Consider the following 22,259-nt stretch of genomic DNA (forward strand, 5'->3'; position numbering starts at 1 on the left):
GTATTTATACAACCGAAATTAAGAATATGCGACCTACAAAACCACACTCAATAAACGACTTAATGCAACGCGTTAACAGTATTGCCGGATTAACGCTAGGACAACTTGCTAACAAGTATAATTTTAAAACGCCAGATGATTTACTACGTGAAAAAGGCTGGACTGGGCAACTCATTGAATACGTACTAGGCGCTACTGCAGGCTCAAAACCCCTCCCCGATTTTGAAGATTTAGGAATTGAGCTAAAAACACTGCCTATTTCTTATAAAGGTAGGCCACTGGAAACTACGTTTGTATCGGTTACACCTTTAATGAACGTGACAGGAATGACGTGGCATACCAGCTCTGTGCGTAAAAAACTAAATCATGTTTTATGGCTCCCAATTTTAAGCGAACGTGATATTGCGCCGTTTGACAGAACCATCGGCAGCGGCTTTTTCTGGCAGCCCTCACCTGAACAAGACGCTTTGTTACAACGCGACTGGGAAGAGCAAATGGAGCTAATTGCGCTAGGTAGAGTCGACGAAATATCAGGCCATTTAGGCGATGCTATGCAAATACGCCCCAAAGCTGCACATAGTAAAATAGTCACTGATGCTATTGGCCCAAATGGGCAAATAATTAAAACCCTACCCCGTGGTTTTTATTTAAAAACCAGTTTTACAGGTGATATTTTAAAGCAGCAGTTTCAGCTATGAGTGCGTAAGAAGTTAAAGCATGAATAAAGCGTTATACTTTTGTGTTCCACTCTTTAGTGCTGCGGACATCAACAAGCTTGAAGCCTACAATTTATTTTCATCTCTTTGGAAAAAGTATCAGGCATAAAAAATCCCCGCATAGGCGAGGATTTTATCATCTAAAGTTAAAAGTTAGATTCTATATAGAATAGAATTACTGACCTTTAACTTCTTTAAGACCGTTGTACGGTGCTTTATCACCTAATTGCTCTTCAATACGTAGCAATTGGTTGTACTTTGCAACACGGTCAGAACGGCTCAATGAACCTGTTTTGATTTGACCTGCGGCCGTACCCACTGCTAAATCAGCAATTGTTGAATCTTCAGTTTCACCAGAACGGTGAGAAATAACAACAGTAAAACCAGCATCTTTAGCCATTTTGATTGCAGCTAAAGTTTCAGTTAAAGAACCGATTTGGTTAAACTTAATTAAGATTGAGTTAGCAATACCGTTGTCGATACCACGTTTTAAAATCTTAGTGTTAGTTACGAATAAGTCATCACCTACTAATTGGATTTTATCACCCATTAGTTTAGTTTGGTGTGCAAAGCCATCCCAATCTGACTCATCAAGACCATCTTCGATAGAAACGATTGGGTACTGATTAGTAAGATCTTGTAAGAAGAAGTTAAATTCTTCAGAAGTGAATTTTTTACCTTCACCTTTAAGATCGTAGATGTTTGCTTCTTTATCGTAAAACTCAGATGCAGCACAATCCATCGCTAAAGTAATATCTTTACCTAGCTCGTAACCTGCGTTTGCAACAGCTACTTTGATTGCAGCAAGAGCCGCTTCGTTAGATGCAAGGTTAGGTGCAAAACCACCTTCATCGCCAACCGCTGTTGAGTGACCATCAGCTTTAAGCACTTTAGCAAGGCTGTGGAATACTTCAGCGCCCATACGTAGGCCTTCGCGGAAGTTTTTAGCGCCAACAGGTTGGATCATGAATTCTTGAATATCTACAGAGTTATCTGCGTGCTCACCACCATTGATGATGTTCATCATTGGAAGTGGCATAGAGTAAACACCTGGTGTGCCATTTAAGTCAGCAATATGCTCATAAAGCTCAACTTTTTTAGACTGTGCAGCTGCTTTCGCAGTTGCTAGTGATACAGCTAAGATTGCGTTTGCACCTAATTTTTCTTTATTTTCGGTACCATCTAAATCTAGCATCACTTTATCAACAGCGTTTTGATCTAATGCATTTTGACCAGCTAAAGCATCAGCAATTTCTTTATTAATATAACCAACTGCTTTTAATACGCCTTTACCTAAGTAACGTGATTTATCACCGTCGCGTAACTCTAATGCTTCACGAGTACCAGTAGATGCGCCTGAAGGTGCTGCTGCACGACCCCAAGAACCATCTGCTAAATGTACGTCTGCTTCAACAGTTGGGTTACCACGCGAGTCCATAATTTCGCGACCGATTACTTTTACGATTTCTGACATCTTGATTCCTCTATATTCCCAAAATGGTGAGTTCAGCTAACTTTACTACGTTTTATATAGCTTAGTCAGCCCTTAAAACAAAAAAGCCGTGCAATATGCACGGCTTTTAAAATTACGAATTCGCTTTTTGGTGGATGTGCGCAGCTGCTACAAACCCTTCAAATAACGGATGACCATCACGTGGCGTTGACGTGAATTCCGGGTGGAACTGCGCGGCAATAAACCATGGGTGATCTTTATTTTCGATAATTTCTACCAGTTTTTTATCTTCTGATAAACCAGTAAAGCTTAAGCCTGCTTTTTCAAGTATTTCTACGAAGTTATTATTTACTTCGTAGCGATGACGATGACGTTCAACAATTTCGTCGCTGCCATATACTCCATGTACTTTAGAACCAGGCGTTAAATGACATTTTTGTGCGCCTAAACGCATAGTGCCACCTAAATCAGATTTTTCGCTACGTGTTTCAACATTACCTTCAGCATCTAGCCATTCAGTAATTAAGCCAACTACCGGTGCTTCTGAATTTGCATTAAATTCTGTAGAGTTTGCATCCGTTAAACCTGCAACATTACGTGCATATTCAATTAATGCTACTTGCATCCCTAAACAAATACCTAAGTATGGTACTTTATTTTCACGTGCATATTTAGCTGCTAAAATTTTACCTTCAACACCGCGTCCGCCAAATCCACCCGGTACTAAAATAGCATCTAAGTGTGAAAGTAATTCAACACCTTTGCTTTCTAAGTCTTGTGAATCTACGTATTCAATGTTGATTGTTAGGCGGTTTTTAAGACCCGCATGCTTTAATGCTTCGTTAACCGATTTGTACGCATCTGGTAATTCAATATATTTACCAACCATACCAATGGTCACTTCACCCGTTGGGTTAGACTCTTGATAAAGTACTTGTTCCCACTCAGCTAAATCAGCTTCTGGTGGATCTAAGTGAAAACGACGACATACAAAGTTATCTAATTCTTGTGTTTTTAATAACGCAGGAATTTTATAAATGCTGTCTACATCGGGTAGTGAAATAACCGCTTTTTCTTCTACGTTTGTGAATAATGAGATTTTTGCACGCTCATTATTAGGTAGTTTACGGTCTGAACGACAAATAAGAATATCTGGTTGAATACCTACTGAGCGCAACTCTTTAACAGAGTGCTGAGTTGGTTTCGTTTTCACTTCACCGGCAGGGCCTAAAAATGGCACTAGTGTTAAGTGAATAAATAGCGCGCGTTCGCGACCAATTTCAGTTCCCATCTGACGAATTGCTTCAATAAACGGTTGTGATTCAATATCACCTACAGTGCCGCCAATTTCTACAATAGCAATATCATAACCTTCAGCACCGTCGTATACACGTTGCTTAATATCGTTAGTGATATGTGGAATAACCTGAATAGTAGCACCTAGGTATTCACCACGGCGCTCACGACGTAATACGTCTTCATATACACGGCCTTGTGTGAAGTTATTACGGCTAGTCATTTTGGTACGGATAAAACGCTCGTAGTGACCTAAATCAAGGTCCGTTTCTGCGCCGTCTTCTGTAACGTAAACTTCACCGTGTTGAATTGGGCTCATTGTGCCTGGGTCAACGTTGATGTAAGGATCCAGCTTTAAAATGGTAACATTTAAACCACGGGCTTCTAAAATAGCGGCCAGTGAAGCTGCGGCAATACCTTTACCCAACGAAGAAACAACTCCGCCAGTAACGAAGATAAATTTTGTACTCATGCGAACCCTAGAATATCAGGAATTAAAAGGAATATAACACCCGAGAAAGAGACTCTGGGTATATCATCAAGACGGGGCGAAATTGTACCAAAACACTGCTTATCAATCCAGCTAAAATTAGCTAATACGCGCACAAAAAATGTGCACTATTTAACATTAAGCCTATTTTACTTTTTTAATCGCATCCCACGCACTATCCATCTCTTCAAAGGTTGCTGTATCTAAGCTTTTACCTTGCGCATGCAAATAAGCGTTTACCTTTTCAAAACGCGCTGAAAACTTATCATTAGCGCTACGAAGCAGTTGTTCGGGATCTCGTTTAACATGGCGTACAACATTAACAGTGGCAAAAAGTAAGTCGCCGAGTTCTTCCGCTGTATGATCAGATAGCGGGTCTTGCTCAATCGCTTCTTTTACTTCAAGCACTTCTTCACTCACTTTATCTAGTGCACCATGATACGTTGGCCAATCAAAGCCAAGGGAAGAAACGCGTTGTTGAATTTTTTTGGCTTTGCTTAAGCTTGGCATATTGCCAGGGATATCTTGCCAAAAAGAAGGGGATTCGGTTTGCGCTCTAGCACTTCGCTCCTGTGCTTTGATTGCTTGCCACTGCTGCGATAATTGATCGTCTGTTAGCTCTTTTTTTTCACCAAACACATGCGGATGACGACGGGTAAGCTTATCGTTTAATTGCTCTACTAGATCATTAAAATCAAATAGATTTTGCTCTTGTGCAAGTTGCGCATAAAAAACTATTTGAAATAGCAAATCACCCAATTCACCTTTAAGCTCATCTAAGTTGCCAGATTCAATACAGTCGGCAACTTCGTACGCTTCTTCTAGCGTATGCGGCACAATAGATTTAAAATCTTGCTTGAGATCCCACGGACAACCGCCCTTGGGATCTCGCAGTGTTTTCATTATGCTAAGAAGTTGTGTAAGCGCTGCATTATCATTCATTATTAATGACCACGCTTGGCATCATGTACACCTTCAATTTGGTGTAATTTAGAAAGAACACGGTTAGTACCCGATAAGTCATGTACTTCTATTTGCATTGTAAATATAGCTAACTGATTATCTTCAACCGTATTTACGTTCATGTTTAAAACATTTACTTTTTCATTAGCAAGTACTGAGCTTATATCGCGTATTAGCCCTGAACGGTCGCTGGCTTCTATTTTAATACTTAGTGCGTACGAGCCGTTAATATCATCAGACCAACTTACCGAAATAACACGCTCTGGATGCTGATTTTTTAAGTTATTAAACGAATCACAGTCTTCCTTATGAACACCTATTCCTCGACCTTGGGTTATATAACCTATTATTTCATCGCCAGGTACTGGGCGACAGCACTTGGCTACATGGCTCATTAAGCTGCCAACGCCATCAACCACAATGCCATTTTTGTCACCAGTTACTTTACTTGGTGCTTTAATGCGAATAACCGGCTCATCTTCTGTCCGATCACTTACAAAGTTAAGCATTTGATTGAGGCGAACATCGCCCGCACCAATCGCAACCATTAAGTCATCCAGCTCTTTAAAGTTAAAACGCTTAATGGCTGGCTCTAAATCTTTGTATGTTAAATTGAGCTTTTGTAGCTCACTGTCGAGAATTTCTTTCCCCGCACTTAAGTTTTTGTCGCGGTCAAGCTGTTTAAACCAGTGATGGATTTTAGCTCTAGCACGGGATGATTTAATGTATCCTAATGACGGGTTTAACCAATCACGACTTGGATTTGGTTGTTTTTGGGTCAGTATTTCTACCTGATCCCCTGTTGTAAGTTGATGCGTAAACGGCACTATTTTGCCAAATATTTTTGCACCAATACAACGATGCCCCACATTTGAGTGGATGTAGTAAGCAAAATCAAGCGGTGTAGCGCCAAGTGGTAAATCGATAATATCGCCGCTTGGGGTAAATATGTATACGCGATCTTCTACTACTTGGTTTTTAAGCTCTTCTGCTAAATCGCCGCCATCGACTACTTCTTCTTGCCATTGCAGTAATTTACGCAACCAGCTGATTTTTTGCTCATAACCCGAGCCGCGCCCTGGTAATGCACCTTCTTTGTACATCCAGTGTGCAGCCACCCCTAACTCAGCATCTTGATGCATGTCGCTGGTACGAATTTGTATCTCTACCGTTTTACCTTCAGGTCCAAATACCACGGTATGAATTGACTGATAGCCGTTTTGTTTTGGGGTTGCTACATAGTCGTCAAACTCTTTATTAAGATGACGCCAATTGGTGTGCACAATGCCCAGCGCACCGTAGCAGTCTTGCAATCGTTCAACGACGATACGCATTGCCCGAATATCAAAAAGCTGATCAAACTCGTAGTTTTTTTGCTGCATTTTTTTATAAATGCTGTAAATGTGCTTAGGGCGACCATAAACTTGGGCTTCTATGCCCGCTTCACTTAAACGGCTTTTTACTTGCTCAACCATATCTTCCATGTAGGCTTCGCGTGTAAGGCGTTTGTCGTCAAGTTGTTTGGCTATGCTTTTATAGGTGCCTGGGTGCAAATATCTAAACGATAAATCTTCTAGTTCCCATTTTAATTGCCCTATTCCTAATCTGTTTGCCAATGGTGCAAAAATATCAGCCGTTTCTTTAGCGGCAATGACGCGGTCTTCTTCATCCGCATTTTTTACATTGCGTAAATGACATACCTGCTCGGCAAGCTTAATGACCACGGCGCGCACATCTTCAACCATGGTTAATAACATTTTTCGAATATTATCAACTTGCATAGTGCCTTTACCTTGATGCGATAAAGTACTAATAGTGGCCATTTGTGCAACCCCAGTTAGCAGCATGGCAATGTTATTCCCAAGCTGCTCTTCGATGGTTTCAAGCGATATTAAGTCGTTTAAAAAATACGGGGTTAAATACGCAGTAGCTAACGATTCGGGGTCGAGATTTAGCTCAGCTAAAATTTCAACCATTTCGATTGCAGTAGTTTGCCTGCTTTCACTATCACATTTTACGCAGAGCGCTTGGGCTTTAGTAAGTAGCTCTGTTTTTTCGTCAGACAAGGCAAGAAATGAAAGCCGAGTGCTAAAATCTGTTGTCTCATCTTGTTGATGTGATTGTCGTGTAGCTACCATAATGCGTTCTACCTCCGTTGAAATAACGCCATAGTTTCAATATGCCCTGTATGAGGAAACATATTCATTAGCCCAATTTTATTAAGATCAAAGCCAGCTTGTGAAATAATTGCGCTGTCACGGGCTAAAGTAACAGGGTCACAAGAGACATATAAAATAGTTTTAAACTGCTTTAAAGATAATTGCTCTAATACAGCCATAGCACCAGTCCTGGAAGGATCGAGTACAAGCACATCTAAGTTTTTGCTAAACCATGGGGCGCTCTGTATGCTTTGGGTTAAATCAAAGCAATGAAACTGCGCATTGGTAATAGAGTTAGTTTGCGCATTTTGAGCAGCCATTGCAACCGCTGAAGTCACACCTTCTACACCAATTACAGATTTTGCTTGTTTTGCTAACACTAATGAGAAATTACCAATACCACAAAATAAATCCAATAAATTTTCATCACCTTTTAAATCAAGCCAATTTGCAGCTTGCTTTAACATAGCTTCGTTAACTTGTGCATTTACCTGAATAAAATTACCTAAACCAAATTCAAATTTTAGATCAAATTCTTTAAGATAATAAAATGGCATGGCTAAGTGTGAATGTTCTATTGCATCTCTCTCGCTTTGCCATACAATTTCAAACTGCTGGCTTTTTGTTATGTGCTCAACCAAAGCCTTTGTATCATCATTAATTGCTTTAGTGTGACGAATAACAACAAAGTTTTGTTTATCACTTTGGCATAACTGTAAATGGCTTATACTGTGCAGTGCTTTGTGTTGATTAATTAAATCATCAAAAAGTGTAAAAACATCTGTAAATACTTCATCAAGTACTGCACATTTATTAATACTCACAATATTTTTTGAGCCACTTGCTCTGTAACCCACGCGCATTTTTTTAGCTGCTTTATCAAACATAACAGCTATACGAGCGCTGCGTCTGTAATGCACAGGTTTACTTAATAATGGGGCTTGCCAGTTTAAGCTGTTTAATTTAGCAAACTTACTAAATAACTGAGTAACTGCAGTTTGTTTTTCTACAACTTGTTGGCTTTCTTCTAAATGCTGTAATTGGCAACCACCACACTGATTATAGTGCTCACAAAAAGCATCTACTCTTGATTCACTCGCTTTAATAACTTTAATTACTTTTGCGCTGCTGTATTTAGCTTTATCTTCGACGAGTGTTGCTTTGACTGTTTCGTTTGGTAATGCACCGCTTACAAAACATACTTTATTGTTATGTTTAGCAATGCCACGCCCTTGATGATCCATTCCCGTTATAGTTAATTCTAGTGTTTGTTGCTTTAACGGTTTTTTTTTCGCTTTAAAAATTTGCGCCATTAGGCATTACCTTAACTTTATTTATGAAGCACCTATATTTAGATGCTTTAGAATGCGTGTTGAACCGTATATACTCAAGTCATACTAATAACGATAAAACGCTCTCATTATGACCAAATTAGGCTTACGCGATTCTGTTTTAACACTGACCCTGATCCCAACGGTGATCATAGGATTACTACTTGGTGGCTATTTTACAATAAATCGTTACATTGAGCTTGATGAAATTTTATATCAGCAAGGCACTACTATTTCTGAGCCCCTTGCTATTGCGCTTGAGCAACCCATGCTCGAAAAAAACAAACAGCTATTGAATCGCCTTATAAGTTACACACATAACAAGCACTCCCCTACAATTAAGTCGATTGCAATTTTTGATAAAAATAATGCGCTATTAATGACCAGTAATTATCACCGCTCATTTGAAAAGTTAATTAGTCAAAAAACGCTCATAAATTTAAAAACCACCCATGTGCAAAAGTCAGATGAGCTTGTTACATTTTTCACCCCCATTATTAACCATACAAGTCACGATTCTAAATGGGACCCGTCGGCTTTTCAGTCATCTCTGGGCACCGTTATTATACAGCTAAACAAAGACCAAGCTGTTATAGGGCAACAACGAGCTTTATTAATTAGCGGTATTGTGATTATTTTATCATTGGTGTTTGCAGCTATTTTAGCTTTAAGGTTAAGCCGCATGTTTATGACGCCGCTTAATAAGTTAGTACTTGCAACCGACAAGTTAGTTGAAGGTAAAAGAAGTACTGGCCTTAACGACAACATGATTGGTGAGTTTGAGTTACTTCGAGAAGGCTTAAACACCATTGCTCACACTATGGTGATGCAAAAAGATGAAATGCAAAAAAATATTGATCAAGCAACAAGCGACTACCGCGAAACACTAGAGCAATACGAAACGTCAAATATAGAGCTCTCGTTTGCTAAAAAAGAAGCGCAAGATGCTAACCGTGTAAAATCAGACTTTTTAGCTAAAATGAGTCACGAGCTTCGTACTCCGTTAAACGGTGTTATTGGGTTTACACGCCAGCTTTATAAAACACCGCTGAATAAACATCAAAAAGATTACCTCGACACTATTATGCTCTCAGCAAATAGTTTAATGACTATTATTAGCGACATTCTAGACTTCTCAAAACTAGAAGCAGGTGCAATGGAGCTTGAGTCGATACAGTTTCAACTTCGTGATGCTGTAAATGAAGTAATGACACTACTCGCTCCTAGCGCACACGATAAGCAATTAGAGCTATCCATTTACATTAACCAACAAGTACCGGATGACTTAACAGGCGATCCCACTCGCTTTAAACAAGTCTTAATAAACCTATTAAGTAATGCGATTAAATTTACCGAAAAAGGCTCTATTAAGGTCGACATAAGCCATCGGTTACTTGACGACGAACGCACTTCTTTACTTGTGTCAGTAACAGATACTGGCGTGGGTATACCTATGGATAAGCAAGACTCTTTATTCACTCCATTTGGGCAAGCAGACTCAAGCATTACACGTAAGTTTGGTGGTACAGGCCTTGGTCTTATTATTACCAAGCATATTGTTGAAGCAATGAGTGGTCGTATAACGTTAAATTCTGCGCCTGGTAACGGTACCTGCTTTACATTCAATAGTGTGTTTAGTTTGCCAAATCACGTATTTACAAATGACTTACCGACTAAATCGCTCATTGGTAAGCGTATCTTATATTTAGAGCCACATGAGCATACGCACCATGCCGTACTTTCGTTATTAACCCAGTGGGAATCAAACGTTACGGCATGCTTTAACGAAACTAGCTTTTTAGACGCTATAAAAAATACTGAACATAAATATGACGTTTGCTTAATTGGCCATATGGCATCAGTTGATGATATGCAGCAACTAAAAAGCTATGTAAAAGCCGTGCGTGAATCTACTGATTACTTATATTTAATGCTTAATACTGTATCGCACAATATGCGAGAAGCCTTTATAGGCAGCGGAGCTGATGCATGTTTAAGTAAACCACTTAATCACCGTAAGTTATGTGAAGTACTTGCCGCACCTTACAGACTTGACCACCCGACTCATAATATTGAACAAAACGATCAAGCTTTGCTGGCGTTAAAAGTATTGGTTGTTGATGATAACGATGCCAATTTAAAACTTCTCCATACTTTATTAAGTGAACAGATTGAAGTAATAGAAACGGCTCATAATGGTTCACAAGCATACAGCTTAAGTAAAAGTCATAAATACGACATAATTTTTATGGATATACAAATGCCAATTATGGACGGTATAACCGCATGTAAGCTTATACAAGAATCATCACTTAATGAAGATACACCCATTATCGCTGTAACGGCACACGCCCTTCAAAGCGAAAAAGAGCAACTGTTAAAAGATGGCTTTAAAGGCTATTTAACTAAGCCTATTGATGAAGATATGCTTAAACAAATTATTAGCGATCATAGTCCACAGACCCCGGTTAATCGCGATAAAGCTAAAACAGATACACCACAAAGCCCGGCTCCATTTCAAAGTAGTCGAATTGATTGGGCACAAGCCCTGCAGCGTGCTGGCGGAAAGAGCGAGTTAGCGCTAGAGATGCTTAATATGCTACTTCTAAGCGTCCCTGAAACTCTTACATTGCTTGCTAAAGCGATAGAGAGTAATGATTGTCAGCAAGTCCTAAGTATTGTCCACAAGTTTCATGGCGCATGTTGTTACACTGGTGTACCAAAACTTAAATCGCTCGCAGAAACAATTGAAACATCGCTTAAAAATAAATGCTTGTTAGAGAATATTGAACCTGAATTATTTGAGTTACAGGACGAGCTTGAAAACCTACTTGCAGATGCAAGTGTGACCGAACTGCAAAGATAAGCTTAGAATTTTAGATACAAAAAAACGCGGTATTTACCGCGTTTTTTTATTAATCTTTTTAAATACTTATATTTGCTTATCTTACATTCTTGCTTCAATCATTAATCTTTTCATGTCACGTACGGCTTTATCGAGCCCATCTATCGCTGCACGAGCAATAATAGCGTGACCAATATTTAGCTCATAAATCTCAGGCATTGCGGCGATTGGTTTCACGTTATGATAATGAAGACCATGGCCAGCGTTAACAATCAAACCTAAGCTTGCTGCGTATTTAACACCTTCACGAATGTGCTCTAACTCTTTGTGTAAATCAGTATCATTTGTAGCATCGGCGTACGCGCCTGTGTGTATTTCTACATAAGGAGCACCACATTCTTTGGCTGCATCTAACTGTGCTTTATCTGCATCAATAAATAGCGATACTTTAATACCCGCTTCGGTAAGCGTTTTTGTTGCTGCTTTAATTTTATCTATATTACCGGCTACGTCTAAGCCACCTTCGGTTGTTAATTCTTCGCGCTTTTCAGGTACTAAACACACGTACTCAGGTTTTACTTCAAGCGCGATTTTTATCATTTCATCGGTAACAGCGGTTTCAAGGTTCATACGAGTTTGAATGGTTTTAGCCATTACGTAAACGTCGCGATCTTGAATATGGCGTCTGTCTTCACGTAAGTGAATCGTAATACCGTCTGCGCCTGCATGCTCTGCTACACTGGCTGCATGAGCGGGATCTGGATAGCTTGTTCCACGCGCTTGGCGAAGTGTTGCAATATGATCTACGTTTACACCCAAAAGAATATCTTTCATTTTCTTACCTGTAAAATTACGTTTATTGAGAGGCCATAAATAGCTCGCGGCTTTTTAATGGTTTACTACCTAATAAGGGTTTTAATAAATAGCGACTTAATTGCTTTGCCATATATAGCACATCATTTTGGCTAAAGTCATGATTTGCTATGGCGTTGAGTTGTTTGCCACTAAATCCAGAACGTGTATCTTCTTGTACTAAAAAACCAAGTTCGGGGAAATAACTATACGTCTGCTTTTCATCTATTGGTTCACCACTGGCGTCAAAACTAAAATCCACGCCATAACCGAGTAATTCCAATAGTTGAAACTCGTATGAGCGAAGCACTTCTTGTAAATTGGCCCCGCTGTTTAGGTTTGATAGATGAGTTTTATATAGCTCAAATACTTGTTCAATTGGCTCGTTAACAGGAACGATACGATTTGTAAGCTCATTTAAATAAAAACCACAATAAAGCTCATCACCTTTTAAAAAGTGCGAGTTCCCATGCAGTTCAAATTTATTGATATATTTTAAATCGTACTTACCACTGTAATTAACAAGCAGTGCCTGAAACGGCTGAAGTTGTGCTTTATGTTTAGTGGCCTGGCGACCACTAATTCGGGCCAGCATTCTTAACTGACCAACGCCTTCTACAAGCATATCTAACATTACTTGGGAGTCACTATAAGGACGCCGATGTAATAAATACGCGGTGTAGAAGTCGCTATCCATTCACTAAGCTACTGCTTGGTCTAGTCTTCACTGTAACCTAAGCTTCTTAGTGCACGTTCATCGTCAGCCCAACCCGACTTAACTTTAACCCAAAGCTCTAAAAATACTTTGTTATCCAGCATTTCTTCTATGTCTTTACGGGCTTCACGGCCAATGGTTTTTAGCTTTTCGCCTTTATTACCAATAACCATGCGTTTTTGTGTTTCGCGCTCAACAAGAATTAACCCGTTGATATGCCAAATACCGTTGTCTTGCCATTTAAACTGCTCAATTTCAACAGTTACAGAATACGGCAATTCTTCGCCCATAAAACGCATTAGTTTTTCACGAATTACTTCAGCTGCCATAAAGCGCATTGAACGGTCAGTTACATAATCTTCCGGAAAGTAAAATTCGCAAGGAGGTAAGCGTTTAGTTACTTCTGCTTTGATTAAATCAACATTTTTACCTTGCGTTGCCGATACTGGCATAATTCCAACAAAATCAAACTTGTCACTTAACCACTTCATATGAGGCAACACAAGGTCACGGTCTTTAACTTGGTCTATTTTATTAATAACCAATAATACCGGCTTACCACTTTGCGATACTTTATTAAGTACCATGTCGTCATCGGCATTCCAATGAGTGCCCTCAACTACAAAAATAATAAGCTCAACATCACCAATAGAGCTAGACGCGGCACGGTTCATTAAACGGTTAATCGCACGTTTTTCTTCAACGTGTAGACCTGGTGTATCTATGTATACCGCTTGGTGTTTACCTTCGGTATGAATACCCATAATACGATGACGCGTGGTTTGTGGTTTACGTGAGGTAATACTCACTTTTTGCTCAATAATTTCATTAAGCAAAGTCGACTTACCTACGTTTGGGCGCCCTACAATAGCAACCATTCCACAAAACGTATCTACATCACCTTCATGAGGCTGTATTAGGGTATCAAGGTTCATTTTTAAGTATCTTCAATGCTTTTTCAGCAGCTTTTTGTTCGGCTTTACGGCGCGAGCTACCTACAGAAATTATGCTATCCATTCCATCAACAATACATTCGACCGTGAATGTTTGATTGTGTGCTTGGCCTTTGGTATCAACCACAGTGTAACCCGGTAAAGATAATTTACGGGCTTGTAAATACTCTTGCAGCAGGGTCTTCGGATCTTTTTGGTTAAGCCCTGGTGAAATAGCATCTAATCGTGATTCGTACCATGACAATATAAGATCGCCACAGCTATCAATACCTGAATCTAAAAATGCAGCGCCAATAATAGCTTCTACTGCATCAGCAAGCGTTGACTCGCGACGAAAACCGCCACTTTTAAGCTCGCCCGGCCCTAAGCGTAAATAATCGCCTAGGCCAAATTCAAGACCAAACTCGGCAAGTGTTTGACCACGCACAAGCGTTGAGCGCATGCGGCTTAAATCGCCTTCACGCGCTTTAGGAAATTTGGCATAAAGTGCATTGGCAATCACAAAGCTTAAAATAGAGTCGCCTAAAAATTCTAGTCGCTCATTATGCTGGCCTTTGTGGCTGCGGTGCGTCATTGCTTGCTCAAGTAAACCTTGATCGGCAAATTCATAGCCAATTTTTTTATATAATTCTGTTACATTTTTTTTCATCGTTACTGAATATTACCTAGGCGCTCAAAGCGAACACCAGTTGGAACCCATCCTGGTAAAATATCATCAGGGCCATTCTCAAATTCAAAACTCATCCATATAAAGACAGCTTTACCCACCAAGTTTTCTTTTGGTACAAAGCCCCAAAAGCGACCATCTTGGCTGTTGTCGCGGTTATCACCCATCATAAAATAATGATCAGCAGGAACAGTCCATTCATCAGAAGGCGTGCCCGGTTGCTGGTAGTAACGCCCTTTTCTCTCAGGCGCTTGTGGGTTGATTAATATATCATGCGTAACTGTTGTTAAATTTTCATTTACACGAGCTAGAGGCATTGGGCCTTGTTTAAATTCGTTATCATTAATTAGTTTAAAATCAATTTTATTGAATTCATTACATAAAAGCTCACCCTGCTGGGTTTCGCCTTCTTTACAATTTGGCTGAATATATAAACGTTTATCGCGATAAACAATTTTATCGCCAGGTAAACCAATTGTACGTTTAATATAGTCAACATTTTCATCTAAAGGGTATTTAAAAACAACAATATCACCACGCTTAGGCTGCCCAATATCAACTAATTGAGTACGCCAAACAGGGTCTTTTATTCCATATGAATACTTTTGTACTAAAATAAAATCACCTACTAATAATGTAGGCATCATTGAACCGGATGGAATTTGAAACGGTTCAAAGATAAATGATCTAAAAATAGTAATTGCTGCAATCATCGGGAAAATCGACTTTGCTGTTTCTGTTAGTACTGGTTCTGGTGCAATTAATGCCGCAGTTTCTTCATCTAACGGAGCTCCAGCAGACGTTTGCGCTATCGCTAAGCGCTCCTGTCTTTTTGGGGCGTACATTAAGTGATCTATTAACCATATTAAACCTGAGCCTAAAGTTAATAACACCAATAAAACTGAAAAATAACCAGCCATTTATAATCCTTTGTTTTTATTTGCCAACTTTTAAAATAGCTAAAAACGCTTCTTGAGGCACTTCAACATTACCTACTTGCTTCATACGTTTTTTACCATCTTTTTGCTTTTTAAGTAGCTTTTTCTTACGACTCACATCACCGCCGTAACACTTAGCAATTACGTTTTTACGTAATTGTTTTACCGTAGTACGGGCAATAACATGTTGTCCGATAGCAGCTTGAATCGCAATATCAAACATTTGACGTGGGATAAGCTCTTTTAACGCATCAGCTAACTGACGACCACGAGACTGCGCACCATCTCTGTGAACAATTATCGCAAGTGCGTCAACGCGCTCACCATTGATTAAAATATCAACACGCACCATATCTGATGTTTGAAAGTGTTTAAAGTTATAATCAAGAGACGCAAAACCACGGCTAGTAGATTTTAATTTATCAAAGAAATCCATCACCACTTCAGCCATAGGTAGCTCGTAAGTTACAGCTACTTGCTTTCCGTGATAAGTCATTTTTGTTTGGCTACCACGTTTTTCAATACACAAAGTAATAACGTTACCTAGGTATTCTTGTGGTACCAAAATATTAGCTTCAACAATCGGCTCACGAATCTCTACGATATCGTTTACTGCAGGCAAATCAGATGGATTATCAATCTGAAATGTACCTTCTTTAGTAACTATCTCATAGATTACCGTAGGTGCTGTTGTAATTAAATCAATATCGTATTCACGCTCTAAACGCTCTTGAATGATTTCCATGTGTAGCATACCTAAAAAGCCACAGCGGAAACCAAAGCCAAGTGCAGTTGAATTCTCTGGTTCAAAGAATAACGACGCATCGTTTAAGCTTAATTTATTAAGTGCATCACGGAACGATTCATACTCATCTGATGCAATTGGGAACATACCCGCATAAACCTGAGGCTTAATTTTTTGAAAGCCAGGTAAGCGAAGTGGAGCTGCATTTTTTTGATGAGTAATAGTGTCACCTACTGGCGCACCATGTATCTCTTTAATACCAGCAATAACAAACCCTACTTCACCTGTTCTTAAAATACCGGTGTTGGTTTGCTTAGGTGTGAACACACCTACTTGGTCAGCAGTATGTATATGCTCGTTCGACATTATTTTTATTTTGTCGCCAGTGCGTAATTCACCGTGCTTAATACGCACTAGTGATACAACGCCTTGGTATGGGTCAAACCAAGAATCGATAATAAGTGCTTGTAAAGGTGCATCTTTGTCGCCTACTGGCGGCGGTACATCTTTAACAATCATTTCAAGAACTTCGGCAATACCTACACCTGTTTTAGCGCTACACTGCACTGCATCAAGGGCATCAATACCAATAATCTCTTCAATTTCTTCTGCAACACGTAAAGGATCCGCTTGCGGTAAATCGATTTTATTAAGTACTGGAATTACTTCTAATTCCATTTCAATAGCGGTGTAACAGTTAGCTAGTGTTTGTGCTTCAACGCCTTGACCTGCATCAACAACAAGCAACGCGCCTTCACAAGCAGCTAAAGATCGTGAAACTTCATACGTAAAATCAACGTGTCCTGGAGTATCAATGAAATTAAGTTGGTAGGTTTCGCCGTCGTTCGCTTTGTAATTCAACGTTACACTTTGCGCTTTAATGGTAATACCACGTTCGCGCTCAATATCCATTGAATCCAAAACTTGTTTTTGCATTTCACGGTCGGTTAAACCGCCACAAACTTGGATCAAACGATCTGAAAGGGTCGATTTACCATGGTCAATATGGGCGATGATCGAAAAATTACGGATATGCTTCATAAACTGGATTCTATACTTCTATTTTAATGGACTAAATATGAATACCTAAGTGACTTGAAAATACTTGCTTTAGGATGCCATAAGCTAAATTTGTATATAACAAACTGTACTTACGCTTTTTAAGATGGGTTATAACCATTTTATGTATTGAATAACAATAAGTTATATTTACTTAACTTAAATAATTCAGCCAGATAAAATAATTTAAAAAACCACGGTTCCCTGTATTTCCAAGTTACTTTGGTATAAAACGGCAATTTTACATTTAATTGGCGTCAATCACCATCTATTTGAGTTAAAGGGATACTAATTGGGTGAATTTTTATAACTTTTATATCGTGCTTTAGAGATTTCACGCGAGTTTTAGCTATAAAAAAGCCAGTAACGCCACCTAGAGTAGCAGCTAAAATCTGCCAGCCTTCGGAAGCTATAAACAATTGCGCCGCAACAAATGCAAAAACAAGACTCAAAAGGAGCGGTAGCATGTAAACCGCAAAAGCATGCTTAACGACATGACTATCATCTAGTGACAAAGTGACCTTTTGCCCTATTTCTACAGAGGATTCGAATTTATAAGGAAAGGTTTTTTTTGCAGTGCCAAATAATTTACTAAACACTTGTGAGCCGCAACGACCATTGCAGCCTTCACAAGCTTGTTTTTGCTGTGCTTCTAAATGAGCAATGTGGCCATCGAGGGCCACAACAGTGAGGGTTTGTTCAATCATAACAATCCTTACGGAATCGTCTATAGTGCGCGAGTAACTGACTCTGCAATCGCTTTTGCGGTCATACTCGGTACATTACCAACAACCGAAACATCAAAATTACCGCCATTATGCACATATACTGTCGTTGCACCAGAAGTGAGTGCTCCACTTAAACGCTTACCTGGTAATGGGCGCTGAATAAATACAGAAACCTCAACAAAACCATCAGAGAACAAGTAATAATCAGTTAACTCGTTATTTAAATCGAGCTTATGTCTGTCTGATTTTAGCAACTCAAAGCCATCTGGTAACCAACTGATTTTCCAATTAGTGGCAGTACTATCTTCATTTATAAGTGCATTGTTTGGCAAAGGCGTTGGAAAGTTTCGATTGAGCACTTCAACTAGCATACCGGCTGGCTGCTCTGTCACACTAATATGTGTAAGCTGTAACTGCTCTAAGGCTTCTCCTTCATGGTTAACGTACGCTGCTTTTAGTAACAACGACGATTCCATATCCAGCCAAATCCAGTAATTATATTTATACTCGTCTTTAGATTCAATGCGAACAAGTTGCGCTGCACGCCCTGCAATACGCCCTTTTCCGCCTAGTACAAAATCATAATGCGCACTTAAGCGATCTATATCTTTAAATAGTACTTCAGGGATTGGACCTGCTATTGAATCTGTTTTTAGAGAATATGGTTCAGACTGAGGTTCAAAATAAGTAACTTGATTATCAATACGGACCATTTCAAGCCCAGCACCGTTAAGTAAACTTAAATGCTCAAGTTCGGTGTCACCTTGTAAAGCATGCACCCATCGGTAGGGTTCCATTGTTTTACCTTTGACAACCACAAACGAGGCGTCAAAATTACGGGTGTGAACGGCATTAGCCATTTTGAGTAATAAATCTTTGGCAGGATTTGTGTCGTTGGCAAATGCATTAAAGCTTACTACCAACGACAGAACAAAAGTGATTACTTTCATTTAATTAGTTTTTTTCCTCAGACGCTTTGGTATTAGTTTGCGCTGTTTCTAAAGAATTCGCAACTCGTGCTTGGCGTTGATGCTCAAGAACTAACGCACCGATACGCTGTTGCTGTAGTTCACGTAAACCTTGCTCAGCATTTTCAAGCGCAGGCTCAGATGAGTAACTTACTGGCGAGGCCATACCTGCTAGCGGTGTGGTTTGCAGTAATGGAATTTCACTTTGCTGCTCATTGTTACTTTGAGGAAGCGTATTAACGCCCACAATAGCAAACATCGCTACACTTGCTGCAATAGCTAATTGGGCAACTGGTTTGCGCCAATTAAAAGCGACTACTTTATTACCTTGTACTGTTTCAGTGATTGCTTGAGGCTGTGTTTTTGACTGACTAAAGTCAGCATAAACAGGCTCGCTTTCTAGTGCTAATGCAACGCGATCGCTAATATCAATATGTATGTCGTTATTATTTTTTTGAGCACGCATCGCATCACCAATTAACGCATAACGGCCAAACGTAGTTACATCCTGCTCTGCAATTTTTGCATCATTTAGATGTTGCTCGCCATCAAGTAATGCCGATAACGCTTCGTTATCTAACTTGTTAAGGTGTGCTTTTGTCATACTAAGACTCGCCTATTAATGGGTTTAATTTGTTATCTATTGCTTCACGGGCACGAAATATACGCGAACGCACAGTCCCGACTGGGCAATCCATTACCACTGCTATTTCTTCATAGCTCATCCCTTCTATTTCTCTAAGGGTGATTGCGGTTTTAAGATCTTCAGGCAAACTATCAATCGTATTAAAAATAACAGCGCGTACTTCTTCGCTTAAAAGTAGGTTTTCAGGAGATGCATTCGATCGCATTGAATCTGCACAATCATAAAATTCGGCATCTTCAGCGTCTATATCATTTGCTGGCGGCTTACGCCCCTGGGCTACTAAGTAATTTTTAGCACAATTAACGGCAATACGGTATAACCACGTGTAAAAGGCGCTGTCACCTCTAAAGTTAGGAAGTGCACGGTAAGCTTTAATAAAAGCTTCTTGTGCTACATCTGCAATATCGCCTTGGTTAGATACATAACGTGAGATCAAACCTGCAATTTTGTTTTGATACTTCTTTACTAATAGGTTGAAGGCGTTTTTATCTCCTTGCTGGACCCTTTTTACTAGCACTAAATCTAATTCCTGCTCGCTCATTCGAGCCGGTACTCCTATGTCTGATTTTTGCTTGTTATTCATATTGTCGTCATTGTTCACAAATACTCTGACCTCTTTATGAATAAAAAGTTCTGCTTAATATTATTTTTTTATAAAATAGATGATAATAACGGCGCTAAGCCTTTAAAATCACTACGTAGTAGTATGACAAATATGATACAACTACAGATATTAAAAACAAATATTGCTCTATATGAGCATTGTAACCGCAAAGTACCTCTGACATGAACCAAAATAAACATCACATTGCAGATGTCGCTATTATAGGTAGCGGCGCAGCAGGCTTATCACTTGCATTATCTCTAGCTAATTATTGTAACGTTACCGTGATCAGTAAAGGAGCGCTTACCGAAGGTTCTACTTTGTATGCCCAAGGCGGTATAGCTGCTGTATTTGATAAACAAAACGACAGCATAGAATCTCATGTTGAAGATACACTCGATGCAGGCGGCGGTTTATGCGATAGAGACGCTGTTCATTATACCGCCAGCAACGCCCACGATTGCCTACAGTGGTTAATCGACCAAGGCGTACCCTTTGATATGGAGTTTGATAGCAAAGGAAAAGAGCGTTTTCACTTAACACGTGAAGGTGGTCACAGCCATCGTCGTATTTTGCATGCAGCCGATGCAACAGGCAAAGCTGTGCAAACCACGCTTATTAGCCAAGTTAAAATTCATAAGAATATAACGCTCTTAGAGCAATACAATGCTATTGATTTAATTACAGATAAAAGCGCCGGAAAAACAGGCTCACACATTGAAGGTATGTATGTGTGGAACAAAAAAGCTAAAAAGGTAGAAACCATTTCAGCTAAATTTGTTGCTCTTGCCACTGGTGGCGCAAGCAAAGTGTATTTGTATACTTCTAACCCTGATGTATCAAGTGGTGATGGTATTGCAATGGCATGGCGCGCAGGCTGTAAAGTTGCCAATATGGAATTTAATCAATTTCATCCAACAAGCCTTTATCATCCAGAGCTACAAAACTTTTTAATTACAGAAGCTATGCGCGGTGAAGGGGCTTATTTAAAACGACCTGATGGCACTCGTTTTATGAAAGACTTTGACAGCCGTGAAGAACTCGCTCCACGCGATATAGTGGCACGCGCAATCGATTTTGAAATGAAGCGTTTAGGTGCTAATTGTGTTTATTTAGATATTAGCCACAAAGATAAAGACTTTATTATTGAGCACTTTCCTACTATTTACGCAAAATGCCTAAGTGTAGGGCTTGATATAACAAAAGAAGCAATCCCTGTTGTACCTGCTGCGCATTACACTTGTGGTGGCGTAATGACCGACTTTAACGGTAAAACAGATCTCGATAACTTGTATGCTGTTGGCGAAGTTGCTTACACAGGCTTGCATGGTGCAAACCGTATGGCAAGTAATTCACTATTAGAGTGCATTGTATTTGCCCACGCTGCAGCTAAAGATATTTTAAGTAAAATTGAACATGCACCAGAGCCGATGGCGCTTCCTCATTGGGATGAGAGCCGTGTTAGTAACTCAGATGAAGAAATTGTTATTACCCATAACTGGCATGAACTACGTTTATTTATGTGGGATTATGTAGGTATTGTACGCTCTACTAAACGCTTAGAACGAGCACTGCATAGAGTTGAGTTGCTACAGCAAGAAATACACGATTACTATGCAAACTTTAGAGTAAGTAACAACTTACTTGAGCTTCGTAATTTAGTGCAAGTATCAGAGCTTATTATTAGAAGTGCTATGGAGCGAAAAGAAAGCAGAGGCTTGCATTACACTATTGATTACCCTGAACAAAGTGAAAACCCAACGCCGACTATTTTGACTCCAAAACGCAATTAATTGCGCCGACAGTGGCACGTTTTAGACGCGCATAACTTTGCTCATTAACGCCATTGGCTGAAATTATAAGCCAATGGTTGTTACTAAAACCTTTAATATGAAGCCATATATTATTACCATAAAATCGGCTTTTGTTACTTATTTCACCCTGAATTTTTAAGCTCTCGCCCTCAAATCTAAATAACTTTGGTTCTAATATTATAATTCCCTCATTTGGGTGAATTGCTAATACTTTGCGCCACATTATCAAGCCAGCTAGTGCATTTATTATTAAACAAAAAAGCATAGTTAATAGTGAATCTAAAAATAAACATAATATAAAACTGAGCATACAAAAA

Annotated in this window: 19 protein-coding genes; 3 read left to right on the top strand and 16 right to left on the bottom strand. The window is 39.4% G+C overall.

All coding sequences use genetic code 11. The features are described 5' to 3' along the window. The first annotated feature begins 26 nt into the window (after nt 1-26). Nucleotides 27-698, top strand: a complete 672-nt coding sequence (gene mutH, locus I6F10_RS06170) for a DNA mismatch repair endonuclease MutH (RefSeq protein WP_182753783.1) — start codon at nt 27-29, stop codon at nt 696-698. Nucleotides 699-891: 193 nt separating this feature from the next. Here mutH and eno read toward each other — a convergent pair whose 3' ends face one another. The 5 genes from eno to rlmD form a co-directional block, all read right to left on the bottom strand. Continuing rightward, nucleotides 892-2,190 carry a phosphopyruvate hydratase gene (eno, locus tag I6F10_RS06175; RefSeq protein WP_002958706.1) on the bottom strand — a complete coding sequence of 433 codons (1,299 nt, stop codon included), beginning with the start codon at nt 2,188-2,190 and terminating at the stop codon, nt 892-894. A 112-nt stretch (nt 2,191-2,302) separates the two neighbouring features. Beyond that, nucleotides 2,303-3,937: a CTP synthase gene (locus I6F10_RS06180; RefSeq protein WP_033020682.1), complete on the bottom strand. Its 1,635-nt coding sequence runs from the start codon at nt 3,935-3,937 to the stop codon at nt 2,303-2,305. A 162-nt stretch (nt 3,938-4,099) separates the two neighbouring features. After that, nucleotides 4,100-4,897: a nucleoside triphosphate pyrophosphohydrolase gene (mazG, locus tag I6F10_RS06185; RefSeq protein WP_197098622.1), complete on the bottom strand. Its 798-nt coding sequence runs from the start codon at nt 4,895-4,897 to the stop codon at nt 4,100-4,102. A 2-nt stretch (nt 4,898-4,899) separates the two neighbouring features. Beyond that, on the bottom strand, nt 4,900-7,056 hold the full coding sequence (relA, locus tag I6F10_RS06190) for a GTP diphosphokinase (RefSeq protein WP_197098623.1): 2,157 nt from the start codon (nt 7,054-7,056) through the stop codon (nt 4,900-4,902). Between the two features lie 8 nt (nt 7,057-7,064). Then, nucleotides 7,065-8,390, bottom strand: coding sequence for a 23S rRNA (uracil(1939)-C(5))-methyltransferase RlmD (gene rlmD, locus I6F10_RS06195; RefSeq protein ID WP_165742745.1), 1,326 nt, complete (start codon nt 8,388-8,390; stop codon nt 7,065-7,067). A gap of 109 nt (nt 8,391-8,499) precedes the next feature. Between rlmD and barA the strand changes: the two genes are divergently transcribed. Next, complete coding sequence (gene barA, locus I6F10_RS06200; protein WP_165742746.1) at nt 8,500-11,274, top strand: two-component sensor histidine kinase BarA; 2,775 nt, start codon at nt 8,500-8,502, stop codon at nt 11,272-11,274. Between the two features lie 81 nt (nt 11,275-11,355). On the opposite strand, the gene pdxJ is transcribed toward barA, so the two are convergent. The 10 genes from pdxJ to rpoE all read right to left on the bottom strand — a co-directional run bounded on the left by pdxJ (nt 11,356) and on the right by rpoE (nt 20,065). Next, a complete protein-coding gene (gene pdxJ, locus I6F10_RS06205; RefSeq protein ID WP_002958712.1) occupies nt 11,356-12,087 on the bottom strand; it encodes a pyridoxine 5'-phosphate synthase in 732 nt (243 codons plus the stop codon). A 22-nt stretch (nt 12,088-12,109) separates the two neighbouring features. Continuing rightward, complete coding sequence (gene recO, locus I6F10_RS06210; RefSeq protein ID WP_002958713.1) at nt 12,110-12,802, bottom strand: DNA repair protein RecO; 693 nt, start codon at nt 12,800-12,802, stop codon at nt 12,110-12,112. Between the two features lie 20 nt (nt 12,803-12,822). Further along, the gene (gene era / locus I6F10_RS06215; protein ID WP_002958714.1) at nt 12,823-13,755 is read right to left on the bottom strand and encodes a GTPase Era; all 933 of its coding nucleotides are present in this window, start codon (nt 13,753-13,755) and stop codon (nt 12,823-12,825) included. Then, nucleotides 13,745-14,422 (bottom strand): ribonuclease III, encoded by a 678-nt coding sequence (gene rnc / locus I6F10_RS06220; RefSeq protein WP_002958715.1) that lies wholly within the window; start codon nt 14,420-14,422, stop codon nt 13,745-13,747. The genes era and rnc overlap by 11 nt, the downstream gene beginning before the upstream one ends. Nucleotides 14,423-14,424: 2 nt before the next feature. Then, nucleotides 14,425-15,360, bottom strand: coding sequence for a signal peptidase I (gene lepB / locus I6F10_RS06225; RefSeq protein WP_197098624.1), 936 nt, complete (start codon nt 15,358-15,360; stop codon nt 14,425-14,427). Nucleotides 15,361-15,376: 16 nt separating this feature from the next. Continuing rightward, a complete protein-coding gene (gene lepA, locus I6F10_RS06230; RefSeq protein ID WP_002958717.1) occupies nt 15,377-17,164 on the bottom strand; it encodes a translation elongation factor 4 in 1,788 nt (595 codons plus the stop codon). Between the two features lie 275 nt (nt 17,165-17,439). Next, the gene (locus I6F10_RS06235; RefSeq protein WP_182753773.1) at nt 17,440-17,889 is read right to left on the bottom strand and encodes a SoxR reducing system RseC family protein; all 450 of its coding nucleotides are present in this window, start codon (nt 17,887-17,889) and stop codon (nt 17,440-17,442) included. Between the two features lie 20 nt (nt 17,890-17,909). Beyond that, nucleotides 17,910-18,860 (bottom strand): MucB/RseB C-terminal domain-containing protein, encoded by a 951-nt coding sequence (locus I6F10_RS06240; RefSeq protein WP_024594972.1) that lies wholly within the window; start codon nt 18,858-18,860, stop codon nt 17,910-17,912. A gap of 4 nt (nt 18,861-18,864) precedes the next feature. Beyond that, entirely contained in the window at nt 18,865-19,482 is a 618-nt protein-coding gene (locus I6F10_RS06245; protein WP_197098625.1) for a sigma-E factor negative regulatory protein, read from the bottom strand. Nucleotide 19,483: 1 nt separating this feature from the next. Next, the gene (rpoE, locus tag I6F10_RS06250; RefSeq protein ID WP_002958721.1) at nt 19,484-20,065 is read right to left on the bottom strand and encodes an RNA polymerase sigma factor RpoE; all 582 of its coding nucleotides are present in this window, start codon (nt 20,063-20,065) and stop codon (nt 19,484-19,486) included. A gap of 245 nt (nt 20,066-20,310) precedes the next feature. Here rpoE and nadB point away from each other — a divergent pair, with 245 nt between their 5' ends. Further along, nucleotides 20,311-21,921 (top strand): L-aspartate oxidase, encoded by a 1,611-nt coding sequence (nadB, locus tag I6F10_RS06255; RefSeq protein WP_002958722.1) that lies wholly within the window; start codon nt 20,311-20,313, stop codon nt 21,919-21,921. Here the strand turns inward: nadB and I6F10_RS20170 are convergent. Beyond that, complete coding sequence (locus I6F10_RS20170) at nt 21,896-22,252, bottom strand: hypothetical protein (RefSeq protein ID WP_231619896.1); 357 nt, start codon at nt 22,250-22,252, stop codon at nt 21,896-21,898. The two genes, nadB and I6F10_RS20170, sit on opposite strands and share 26 nt — an antisense overlap. Nucleotides 22,253-22,259: the final 7 nt, after the last annotated feature.

Source organism: Pseudoalteromonas sp. SWYJZ98 (assembly GCF_015864495.1).
GTDB classification, from domain to species: Bacteria; Pseudomonadota; Gammaproteobacteria; order Enterobacterales; family Alteromonadaceae; genus Pseudoalteromonas; species Pseudoalteromonas distincta.